The sequence below is a fragment of the Novosphingobium rhizosphaerae genome, from assembly GCF_050920675.1.
Lineage (GTDB): Bacteria > Pseudomonadota > Alphaproteobacteria > Sphingomonadales > Sphingomonadaceae > Novosphingobium > Novosphingobium rhizosphaerae.
The window spans coordinates 2,408,582-2,420,301 of sequence record NZ_CP137861.1; the positions used below are offsets into that span (position 1 = coordinate 2,408,582).

The window sequence follows — 11,720 nt, forward strand, 5'->3', positions numbered from 1 at the left end:
TGCGCGTCAGATCGCGCGTTCGGCCTGCATCTTCTTGATTTCGGCAATGGCGCGCGCCGGCGAAAGACCCTTGGGGCACACGTTGGCGCAGTTCATGATGGTGTGGCAGCGATAGAGGCGGAAGGGATCTTCCAGCTCGTCGAGACGCTCGCCGGTCATCTCGTCGCGGCTGTCTGCCAGCCAGCGGTAGGCCTGGAGCAGGATCGCCGGGCCAAGGAACTTGTCGGAATTCCACCAATAGCTCGGGCACGAGGTGGAGCAGCAGGCGCACAGGATGCACTCATAAAGGCCATCGAGCTTTTCACGCTGTTCCGGGCTCTGCAGGCGTTCCTTGCCCGAAGGCGTGGGCGAGACGGTTTGCAGCCAGGGGCGGATCGACGCGTACTGCGCGTAGAAATGGGTGAAATCGGGAACCAGGTCCTTGATCACCTGCATGTGCGGCAGCGGGGTGATGCGGATTTCGCCCTTGAGATCCTCGATCGCGGTGGTGCAGGCCAAGCCGTTGCGGCCATTCATGTTCATCGCACAGGAACCGCAGATGCCTTCGCGGCACGAGCGACGGAACGTGAGCGTCGGGTCCTGCTCGCCCTTCATCTTGATCAGCGCGTCGAGCACCATCGGGCCGCACTGTTCGAGATCGATCTCGAACGTGTCGTAGCGGGGGTTCTCGCCGCTGTCCGGGTCATAGCGATAGACCTTGAACTTCTTGATCTTGCCGTTGGTGGCGGCGGCGTGATGGCGCGCCTTGCCGGTGATCGTGGAGTTCTTGGGGAGCGTGAAAGTCGCCATAAAACCGGGTCCTGCTGCACTGGGCCGCTGGCCGGCAAGGCCAGATCGGCTTCAACGAGTCGTCCTTAGCGCAAACGCAGCATGGGGCAAGGGGGGAGTGGGGCGCTTGCCCCATGGTATGCCCGAAACCGTTGGCCTCGCTCGCTGGCGGGGCATGTTGCCAGTGCGAAAAATCCCCGGGCGTGGCGGGTGGCGCGATAAATCCCATCCAGGATGGTGACAATTGGACGGTGGGAGGCTGGATTATCGCCCTGATTGTGCAATAGCTTGAAATAATGGGCTATATAGGGGGACAGATGCGGTACGAGCTGGCGCGCGTTGGGGCAATCGGCGTGTGTGCATGGGGTTGTGGCCTGGCGGCATTGCTGGCGACGCCGGCCTTTGCGGAAACGGGTGCGTCACCGCAGGGGGCGCCGCCGGCCGCCGCGTCTGCTGCCGCTGCCGCTTCAACGCCCAGCGCAACCGTGCCCGACGCCGATGCCTTTGCCCGGATTCCCTTCTTCGCCGATGGCGCGCTTTCGCCCGACGGGCAGCGGATTGCCGGCAAATTCGGCGTGGGCGGGATGCAGGTGATCGGCGTGCGCAGCCTGTTCGATCCCAAGGAAAAGCCGGTGCAACTGGCCGTACCCGACATGACCGAGGCGGACTGGGTGCAATGGGTCGGCAACGATTACCTGCTGGTCAAGCTGCGCGCGCTGGTGCCGCTGGGCCAGGGCGATCGCGGCTATGTCTCCCGACTGATTGCGGTGGAGCGTGCCACTGGCAAAGTGACGCGCATCCTGTGGTCGCTCAACGGGCAGAATACCGCCTCGGTGATCTGGACAGCGCACGACGGCACCCCCGAAATCCTGGTTTCGGCGCAGCACTCGATGTATCTGGACGAAGGTTTTTTTCCCACTGTCCACCGTGTGAACCTGGCCAACGGGCGCGATCGCATCGTGCAGAACTGGCGTGCCGGGGTGGTGGAGTGGCAGGCCGACGGCAACGGCGTGGTGCGCAGCGGCGTTTCCTTCACCCAATCGGGCCGCCAGGCGCAGTTGGTCTATCGCGGCGCCGATCCGGCCCAGGCGCTCCGCACGATCGACCGCGCCAGTTCGCGCGCCCATGAATCGCTGATTGACCCGATCGTGTTCCTGCCAGGCGGCGACAATGCAGTGGCCGTGTTTACCGGTGACGATGGCCGCGACCGGCTGTTCGAAGTCAACATGCTGACCCAGCAGACCGGGCGGATGCTGTTCGAAGCGCCGGCGGGGACCGAGATCGACCACACGGTACTTTCCACCGATCGCACCGCCGTGCTGGGCGTGGCCACCACCGATGCGCCGGGCCGGGTCCACTGGCTCGATCCCGAGATGGCGGAAATCCAGGGCGCGTTCGACAAATCCGTGGCGGCGCAGGGCGTGAGCGCGGAAATATCCAGCCTCAACGCCGACCGCAGCGCCATGCTGCTCACGCTCGCCCGGCCCGAAAGCCCGGGCGGGCTCTATTACTTCAGCCTCAATTCGGGCCAGATGCAGCGCATCGCGGTGTTCAACGATGCGCTCAAGCAGGTGCCGCTCTCCCCGGTCAAGACCATGCGCTACAAGGCGCGTGACGGGCTGGAGATCGAGGCTGTGGTGACGGTGCCCAAGGGGCACGAGGCGCACAAGTTGCCCGTGGTGATGCTGCCCCACGGCGGGCCCTGGGCGCAGGACGTGGCCAGTTGGGACTATCTGGCGCAATATATCGCCAGCCGTGGCTATCTGGTGATCCAGCCCAATTTCCGCGGTTCCACCGGCTATGGCGTGGGTTTCTTGCGCAAGGGCGAAGGGCAGATGGGCCTGGCCATGCAGGACGATATCACCGATGGCCTGGCCTGGGCGGTGGCCCAGGGCATGGCGGACCCCAAGCGGGCGTGTATCGTGGGCGCATCCTATGGCGGCTATGCCACGATGTGGGGCCTGGCCAAGGACCCGGACCTCTACCGCTGCGGCATCTCGATTTCCGGCGTGGCCAGCCTGCGCCGCGAAGTGAACGATTTCGGCGGCTATTACATGCAGGGCAAATACAGCGACGACTGGAAAGCGATGACGCCCGATTTCCCCGCCGTCTCACCGCTGAACGCGGTGGACAGGATCAAGGCGCCGCTGCTGCTGATCCACGGCCGCAAGGACGTGACCGTCGCCGCCTCGCAATCGGACTCCATGGCCAGCCGCATGCGCGCAGCCGGCAAGACGGTGGATTATGTCAGCCTGCCCAAGGCCGACCACTATTTCACCCGCGCCGAAGACCGCAAGGCGATGCTGGACGCGATCGGGGCATGGCTGGCGAAGTATAATCCTTCTTGAGCGCCCAAGGTCGAATCCTAGGTCGTGAATTCATAAATGGCACCCCCCCGAGGCGCCAAAATGGCGAACATATCGGGCCAAAGTGACCGCAGCGAAGGCTGGTGGCCTTTGCATGGGCACTTCGGGCGGAGATGGAAGCCATTTTGGCGTCTCTTCGGGTATTGACCCAAAGGCTCCCTCGCGGCGTCATTTCTGAGTTCACGATCCAGAGGTGCGGCACCGTCAGCTTGGCAATGTGCTGTTTCCTGATCTTGGCGTCGCTTCGTTCGAGCTGATTATGGGCATTTTAATTTCCGCGCTGGATGGCTAGCTTGCGGCCATCAAGGGAGTGATGTCCATGAAATTGCTGCTCTCTGCGCTTTTTGTCACCAGCGCGCTGACAAGTGCAGCGCTTGCGGCAGACCAGCCCGTGATCGCCCCAGCACCGTCGTGGGTCAAGCCGGTCAATCCGGCCACCGATAGCCAGCCGGCAGACGATGCACCGGTGCGCGTTCTCTTGTCCGACGAGCAAGTGTCACTGGAGCCGGGACGCCGCACGACGTACCTGGCCAGCGCCATCAAGATACAGACCTCGCAAGGCTTGGCTGCGGCCAACATCTCGTTGCCATGGCGGCCCGACACCGATGTGCTGACCGTGCACAAGCTGTTGATACGGCGCGGGGACCAGGCCATCGACGTGTTGAAATCAGGCCAGGCGTTCACGGTCTTGCGACGTGAGCAAAACCTGGAAAGCGCGGTGCTGGACGGCGTGCTGACTGCCAATATCCAGCCCGAGGGCTTGCAAGTGGGCGACACGCTGGAATTTGCGGCCTCGGTTTCCTCCAGCGATCCCACCTTCAAGAACCATGCCGAATATACCGCGGCGATGTGGAACGCTATTCCGATCGAGCATGCGCACGTGCGCGTGCAATGGCCCAGCGCGATGCCGGTGCGATTTCGCGCCGTGGATATTCCCGCCATGAAGCCCGTGAAAACGGGTAACCTGATGACGTTGGAATTGACGCTCGAACACATCACGCCCATCCGCCCGCCCAACGGTGCCCCGCCGCGATATCGCCTCGGGCGCGTTCTGGAATTGACCGATTTTGCCTCGTGGGCGGATCTCGGCGCGCTGATGGCACCGCTTTACGACAAGGCGGTAAGCGTCTTGGCGCAGGGTGCGTTGCGAGCGGAACTGGATCGCATTGCCAGTCAGTCAGCCGATCCCAAAGCGAGGGCGCTGGCAGCGCTTCTACTGGTGCAGGACCGGGTGCGCTATGTCGCATTGCAGATGGGGGCGGGCGGTTATGTGCCGGCCGATGCCGAAATCACATGGGCGCGTCGGTTCGGCGATTGCAAGGCCAAGACGGCGCTGCTGCTCGCGTTGCTTCATGGCATGGGAATCGAGGCTGAGCCCGTGATGGTGAGCACGTTTGCAGGCGATGGTCTCGATTCGCGCCTGCCCATGGTGGGACTATTGAATCATGTCCTGGTCAGGGCGTCGCTTGGCGGCCGCACCTATTGGCTCGATGGCACGCGAACGGGCGACACCAGCCTCGATCGATTGACCACACCCAACTTTGCCTGGGGCGTTCCCTTGCGCAGCAATGCCGCGTTGGTGCGCATGCTGCCAGCGCCGCTGGCCACGCCGACCGACGACCTTTCGATCCGGATCGATGCGAGTGCGGGCATTTCCGCCCCCGCGCCCATTACGATCGAAGAGACGCTGCGTGGCGACGAAGCGATCGTGATGCGTGGCGGACTGGCCAATCTTTCCGGGGACCTGCGCGATCGGATCCTGCAGGAATACTGGAAAAAGCAGTTCGATTTTGTCGACGTGAAAACGATCGATGTGTTGTTTGACCCCAATACGGGGGAAGAACGCCTCTCCATGAGCGGCGTGGCCACGATGGACTGGTCCTCGGGGGCGTACGAGACAGATCGCACCACGTTGGGCTATCGCGCGGATTTCAGCCGCGACCCTGCGCAAGACCGGGACGCGCCGTTTGCCGTTTCCTATCCAGCGTTCCACCGCACGGTGGAAACGATCGTCTTGCCCAAGGGACAGGGTGACTTCGTGCCCGGACCGGGAATGGACGTAGACCAGACGGTGGCGGGTTTTGAATATCACCGCCATGGCGCGGTCAAGGATGGTGTGTTCACGATCGAGAGTACCGAGCGCAGCATCGCGCCCGAATTTCCATCGAGCGAGGCGGTGGATGCGCAAGCGACTTTACGGGCGCTTACTGCCCGAACGGCCACCCTGCGCAAGCCGGCCGGCTACAAGGCATCGGCGTCGGAAGTCGCTGCCAGCCTGGCCACAACACCGTCCAGCGCGGCGGAATACCGACAAAGGGCGAGCCTGTTGATGCAGCAGGGCCGGCGCAAGGAGGCGCTGGCGGATTTCGACAAGGCCGTCGCGCTTGATCCCGGCGATGTTTCGGGATGGGCAAATCGCGCGGTGATACGCATCCAGGACGGCGATCTGCCCGGTGCGCATGCCGATCTTGCCAGGGCCTTGGCGCTCGATCCGGGTTTTGTGCAAGTCTTCATCGCCCAAGGCATGTTGGCAGATGCCGAGCACAGGCCGAACGATGCCCTTGCGGCTTATACCAAAGCCTTGCAGCGCGAACCCGGCCAGGCCTTTGCACTTCACCAGCGTGCCGCGGCACATACGGCATTGGGGCAGGATGAAGAAGCATCCGCAGACCGTCTTGCCGCCGCCGAAGCCATGGCTGCTGCCGATCCTGGCAATGCGCGCGCTTATGGCGAAAAGGGTAACGTGGAACTGGATGAAGGGAAGTTCGACGCAGCGATTTTCGATTTCGACAAGGCCCTGGAATTGGAACCCAACAACGCGATGGCTTTGGCTGATCGCGGCCTGGCCTGGGTGTGGAAGGATGACAAGGTCGCGGCGGAACGAGACCTGGATGCCGCGTTTGCGCTCGATCCGAAGAATCCTGTGATATTCCGTGCCCGCGGCCTGATGGCTGAGCGCAGCAATCGGTTGGCAGATGCGATTGCAGCCTATACCGCAAGCCTGAAAATCGAGCCCACCAACGCCTTTGCGCTCGAGCATCGGGCGCGGCTGGCATATGGTGTGGGCGATAGCGCCATGGCTGAGCGCGATACTGCAGCAGCGATTGCGCAAAGGCCGCATGCCATTGGGCTGTACTTGTTACGCGCCAATGTGCTGCGGGGGCTTGGTCGCGATCAGGACGTGCTGGCCGTGGCGCGTAGTGTCGAGGCTGCCAATCCTGCCGTGAATTATGCCCATGTGGTGGCAGCAAACATCTACAGTGCGCTGCACCGCGATACCGATGCAATGCAGGCCTATGACAGGGCAATTGCCAACAAGCCGGAAGCCTATATCTATCTCAATCGAGGCCTTCGTCGCCCCAAGGCCGATGTCGCGGGCCGGATGGCGGATATTGACGCGGCGTTGAAGCTTGACCCAGCCTTGGACGAGGCCATTGCGGAAAAGGCCAAGTTGCTGGCTGATGGCGGTGATGTTTCTGGGGGGATCGCGACTTTGTCCAAAGCGCTGGTTGCGGCGCCGGACAATGCCGTGCTTTTGGTCGGGCGCGGCCTGATCTATTTACAAGCCGGTGACGCCGCGCGTGCCGATGCGGATTTCAGGCAGGCGCGCGGTTCGGCCAAGACTGCCCAAGACTTGAACGCCATGTGCTGGAAAAAGGCGATTGCTGGCCTGGCACTCGAATCCGCCCTGGCCGATTGCGATGCGGCGTTGGCCAAGGTGCCAGGTTCGCCTGCATTCCTCGACAGCCGTGGATTGGTGTTGCTGCGCCTTGGCCGGCTGGACGACGCCATCGCCGATTATGACCAGGTCTTGGCCAAGCACGCCATTCCCACCTCGCGCTTTGGCCGTGCAGTGGCCTGGGCACGCAAAGGCGATCACGCCAAAGCCATCAGCGATGCCGCGTTGGCGGAAAAGTTGGATCCCGGCGTTCGGGCCGATTTTATCAGCTACGGCATAACGTTGTAGAACCAGCGCCCCGCAAAGAAAAACCCCGCCACCGGCTATCCGATGGCGGGGTTTTCTATCGGGCTTTGATCCCAGGCTCAGGCGCCGAAGGTGCGTTGCCACCAGCCGCGGCGGGGGGCGTTGCCGTCTTCGCCTTCGCCTTCGCTTTCCGCGTCACCGGCGGGTGCCGGGGCGGTGGCGCTGGGCTCGGCCGCTTCGGGCTGGGCCAGAGCAGCAGCGGGCGCAGGTTCGGTGGTCGCTTCGGCCGGGGCTTCGGCGACCTTCTTCTTGCGCACGCGCTTGGGCTTTGCCGGGGCTTCCTGGGCCGGGGCTTCCTGGGCCGGGGCTTCCTGGGCGGGAGCTTCAGCAACGGGCGCAGGTTCTGCGGTCACTTCGGGCGGGGCTTCGGCGACCTTCTTCTTGCGCACGCGCTTGGGCTTTGCAGGGGCTTCCTGGGCCGGAGTTTCCTGGGCTGGGGCTTCCTCAGCGGGAGCTTCGGCAACCGGCGCAGGTTCGGCGGTCACTTCGGCCGGGGCCTCGGCAACCTTCTTCTTGCGCACGCGCTTGGGCTTTGCAGGGGGTTCCTGGGCCGGGGCTTCAGGGGCCACGGCTTCGGTCGCCGGGGCTTCTGCGGCGGCCAGGGCCGCAGCAGCCGGTTCGGTCGCGGTGTCCTCGGCCACGGGGGCCGGGGTTTCCTCGCCGGCCGCATCGGCCTGGGCTTCTTCACCCTGCACGTCGGCAGCGTCATCACGCTGGCCACCGCGACGGCGACGGCTGCGGCGGCGGCGCTTGCGCGGGCCACGGTCGGCGTCGTCGTCAGCGTGGGCTTCGCCCGCGGTGTCTTCGGTGCTGTCGGCGTCTGCTTCGGCTTCGGCGCCATCGGCAGCGATGGCCGTTTCGTCGGCTTCGCCTTCGCCTTCATAGGCTTCGCCTTCGCCGTCTTCACCCGCTTCGCCGTTCACACCGTCTTCGCGGCGATCGCGGTTGCGGCCACGCCGGCGCTTGCGGCGCTTGCGACGACCACTGCCTTCGCCTTCGCCTTCGCTACGGCTTTCACGCCGTTCCTCGCGCTCGCGGCGTTCCTCGACGACTTCTTCTTCCTCGTCGTCATAGGAATCCTCGATCTCATCGTCTTCTTCGGGTTCGACGATGGGTTCGAAGCGGGGCACGAATTCCGGCTTGGGCCCGCGCGAGGCAACGCGCATTTTAGCGCCTTCGTTCTCGCCTTCGGGGATCACTTCCACGGTCACGCCATAGCGCAGTTCGATCTCGGCAAGATCGGCGCGCTTGGTGTTGAGCACGTAGATCGCCGCTTCCTGGCTGGCATAGAGCGTGATGACGTTGCCCTTGCCCTTGGCGGCTTCGTCTTCGATCATGCGCAGCGCCGAAAGGCCGGCGGACGAGGCGGTGCGGACCAGGCCCGAACCATCGCAGTGCGGGCAGGCGCGCGTCGTGGCTTCGAGTACGCCGGTGCGAAGGCGCTGGCGGCTCATTTCCATGAGGCCAAAGCCCGAGATGCGGCCCACCTGGATGCGGGCGCGGTCATCCTTGAGGGCGTCCTTCATCGCCTTCTCGACCTTGCGGATGTTCGATCCGTATTCCATGTCGATGAAGTCGATCACGACCAGGCCGGCCATGTCGCGCAGGCGCAACTGGCGGGCGATTTCGCGCGCGGCTTCCAGGTTGGTGGCCACGGCGGTCTGCTCGATGCCGTGTTCCTTGGTGGAGCGGCCCGAGTTGATGTCGATCGAGACGAGTGCTTCGGTCGGGTTGATTACCAGGTAACCGCCCGACTTGAGCTGCACCACCGGATCGTACATCGCCGAAAGCTGGTCTTCGGCGCCATAGCGCTGGAACAGCGGCACGGGATCGGCATACTGGCGCACCCGCTTGGCGTGGCTGGGCATCAGCAGCTTCATGAAGTCCTTGGCGGCGCGATAGCCCGCTTCGCCTTCGACGACCACTTCCTCGATGTCGCGGTTATAGATGTCGCGGATCGCGCGCTTGATCAGGTCGCTGTCGGAATGGATCAGCGCCGGGGCCGACGAGCGCATGGTGCGTTCGCGGATCTCGTCCCACAGGCGGGCGAGATAGTCGAAATCGCGCTTGATCTCGGGCTTGGTGCGCTGCAGGCCGGCGGTGCGGACGATGCAGCTCATCGAGCGGGGCAGTTCCATGTCGGCGATGATCTGCTTCAACCGCTTGCGATCTGAAGCCGAGCTGATCTTGCGGCTGATGCCGCCACCGTGGCTGGAATTGGGCATGAGCACGCAATAGCGGCCCGCGAGGCTGAGATAGGTGGTCAGCGCAGCGCCCTTGTTGCCGCGCTCTTCCTTGACGACCTGGACAAGCAGCACCTGGCGGCGCTGGATCACGTCCTGGATCTTGTAGCGGCGGCGCAGGGCCATGCGCTTGGCGCGCAGTTCTTCCGCTTCCTTGCTCTGGCCGCGGCCCTGGCGGCGGGGACGGCGCTGGCGGCGGCCGCCTTCACCGTTGGATTCTTCCGCTTCGCCATCGGCGGCGTCTTCGCCTTCGTGGTCAAAGCCGTTTTCGACCACGCCACCTTCGATCGTGGCGACCTGGTCCTTTTCCGAAGTGTCGACTTCGGTCACGCCCCGGCCGTCTTGATAACCGCCGTCTTCATAACCGCCGTCGTCGTAACCGCCTTCGTAATCCTCGTCGTCACCGTCTTCGGCGGCGCGCAGGGCGGCTTCTTCCTCGGCGTGGGCAGCTTCTTCAGCCAGCAGCGCCTCGCGGTCTTCCTTGGGGATCTGGTAATAATCCGGGTGGATTTCGCTGAACGCGAGGAAACCGTGACGGTTGCCCCCGAAATCGACGAAGGCCGCCTGGAGCGAAGGCTCTACGCGGGTAACCTTGGCGAGGTAGATATTGCCCTTGATCTGCTTGTGATCAGCAGATTCAAAGTCGAATTCTTCAATACGATTGCCCTTGAGCACAGCCACCCGGGTTTCTTCCTGGTGGCGCGCATCGATCAGCATGCGCGTGGTCATTCCGTTGTCTCCAGCCGCGCGGCCACGGGGCAGGGCCCGGGTGAATGGCGCGGTTTCTTGTAGTGAGGCAAAGGCCTGGCGTGCGCCCCTTGTCCTTTTGAAAAAGGAAGCTGGGCCAGTGGCGCTTTGCAAATGCGGGTTTGCCGGATCGGAGCATGGACAGGTTGCCCTGCGGCATGGCGCCGCAATGCAGGGGGCCATGGTGCTCGCCGCCCGGCGGCGGTTGGTGTGCGTCTGCGGTGGCAAAGACGTGCAACGATTGCCCCGTGCGGGGGCCCCGGTCTGCAAAATTGTCTGCAAAAGTACCGGGATATTCGTGCGTGCCGGCATCCGTCCAAAACGCAAAGGCCCCGGTGGGGCGCTTTGGCTGGAACGGTACGCGGCTCTTCATCACGGCATCAACCTCAAGCGCGGGCGAGGGTGGCGTCCTGCCTTGTCCCTTCTGCCCGCCAGGACCAAGCCCGACCCCTTCCATCCCCTGCCATTGGCGCGTGTGCCGTGGGCGTTGCGGCCGGGCGCACCATGCGGGCGCAGCGACAACGCGGCGGGAAAGGCAGTTGGTCGAACTGCTCCGTTAGATGGGTGCTAGCACCCCAATCGCAAAGCAGCAATTAAAACCGTGTCCCGAAACGCTCCGTCATCATGCGGATAGGCATTTGCCCCGGTTTTTGCGCTGGACCAGCCGGCCTGCGGCGCGGCATAGGCATCTGCAATATGGTTAAACCTTGGCCGATACCTGCGCGCACGCTGGCAATTGCCGCGCTGTTTGTCGTGCCGCTGCTTGTTCTGCTGGTGTGGGCGCGGGTGGTGCTGGGCATCGGGCCGGGCGCGGGCGCAAGGGTGCCGGCCTATGTCGTGCGCCTGGCGCTGCCCGACGGCACGCGCGCCGTCGATCTGCCGCCGGTGCTGGGCCCGGCCGATGCCAGCCGCCCGCTGGTGGTGATTGATGCCGGCCATGGCGGGCACGATCCGGGCGCCAGCGGCGAGGGATCCTTGCGCGAAAAGCAGTTGACCCTGGCGCTGGCGCTGGCGCTGCGCGATGCATTGCTGGCGCAGGGGCATGTGCGCGTGGCCCTGACCCGCAGCGACGATCGCTTCCTGGCGCTGGACGAGCGTTCGGGCATTGCGCGGCGCCTGCATGCCGACCTGTTCCTGTCGATCCATGCAGATTCCGCGCCGAGCGCCGATGCCGGCGGGGCAACGGTCTATACCCTGTCCGATCGCGGCTCGGATGCGGTCGCCGATGCCCTGGCGCAGCGCGAAAACCGTGCGGATACGATCAACGGCGTTAACCTTGCCGGCCAGTCGGGCACAGTTTCCTCCATTCTGGTCGATCTTTCCCGGCGCGCGATGCGCGGTCGCTCGCTGCGCCTGGCCGATCTTATCTTGCGCGAAGGGCAGGGCGCCGTTCGCTTCCATGTCGATCCGCGCCGCGAGGCCGCGTTCGTGGTGCTCAAGTCGCTCGATCTGCCATCGGCGCTGCTGGAGGCTGGCTATATCAGCAACGCGGCCGATGCGCGTGCGATGACCGACAAGGCCTGGCGCAACGGCTTTGCCCATGCCGTTGCGCGCGCCATTGCCATTTTCCTGGCGGAGCAGGAAAGCCGCCCCCTGGGCGCATGACGGGCG

5 protein-coding genes are annotated in these 11,720 nt (G+C 64.3%); 3 read left to right on the forward strand and 2 right to left on the reverse strand.

Annotation, left to right across the window (positions count from 1 at the left end):
- Positions 1-6: 6 nt before the first annotated feature.
- Positions 7-789 carry a succinate dehydrogenase iron-sulfur subunit gene (locus R9J51_RS10980; RefSeq protein ID WP_022675959.1) on the reverse strand — a complete coding sequence of 261 codons (783 nt, stop codon included), beginning with the start codon at positions 787-789 and terminating at the stop codon, positions 7-9.
- Between the two features lie 296 nt (positions 790-1,085).
- Here R9J51_RS10980 and R9J51_RS10985 point away from each other — a divergent pair, with 296 nt between their 5' ends.
- Positions 1,086-3,116: an alpha/beta hydrolase family protein gene (locus R9J51_RS10985; RefSeq protein WP_179562284.1), complete on the forward strand. Its 2,031-nt coding sequence runs from the start codon at positions 1,086-1,088 to the stop codon at positions 3,114-3,116.
- Positions 3,117-3,453: 337 nt separating this feature from the next.
- The gene (locus R9J51_RS10990) at positions 3,454-7,101 is read left to right on the forward strand and encodes a tetratricopeptide repeat protein (protein ID WP_179504487.1); all 3,648 of its coding nucleotides are present in this window, start codon (positions 3,454-3,456) and stop codon (positions 7,099-7,101) included.
- 77 nt (positions 7,102-7,178) lie between these two features.
- Here R9J51_RS10990 and R9J51_RS10995 read toward each other — a convergent pair whose 3' ends face one another.
- Positions 7,179-10,091, reverse strand: a complete 2,913-nt coding sequence (locus tag R9J51_RS10995) for an Rne/Rng family ribonuclease (RefSeq protein WP_179504488.1) — start codon at positions 10,089-10,091, stop codon at positions 7,179-7,181.
- A 714-nt stretch (positions 10,092-10,805) separates the two neighbouring features.
- On the opposite strand from R9J51_RS10995, the gene R9J51_RS11000 reads away from it, so the two are divergent.
- Positions 10,806-11,714: an N-acetylmuramoyl-L-alanine amidase family protein gene (locus R9J51_RS11000; RefSeq protein WP_168554512.1), complete on the forward strand. Its 909-nt coding sequence runs from the start codon at positions 10,806-10,808 to the stop codon at positions 11,712-11,714.
- The last annotated feature ends 6 nt before the right edge of the window (positions 11,715-11,720 follow it).

Bases quoted from the DNA above. Each gene is read 5' to 3' on its own strand.
- R9J51_RS11000 (WP_168554512.1), top strand. From the start codon at position 10,806: ATGGTTAAACCTTGGCCGATACCTGCGCGCACGCTGGCAATTGCCGCG.
- R9J51_RS10990 (WP_179504487.1), top strand. From the start codon at position 3,454: ATGAAATTGCTGCTCTCTGCGCTTTTTGTCACCAGCGCGCTGACAAGT.
- R9J51_RS10980 (WP_022675959.1), bottom strand. From the start codon at position 789: ATGGCGACTTTCACGCTCCCCAAGAACTCCACGATCACCGGCAAGGCG.
- R9J51_RS10995 (WP_179504488.1), bottom strand. From the start codon at position 10,091: ATGACCACGCGCATGCTGATCGATGCGCGCCACCAGGAAGAAACCCGG.
- R9J51_RS10985 (WP_179562284.1), top strand. From the start codon at position 1,086: ATGCGGTACGAGCTGGCGCGCGTTGGGGCAATCGGCGTGTGTGCATGG.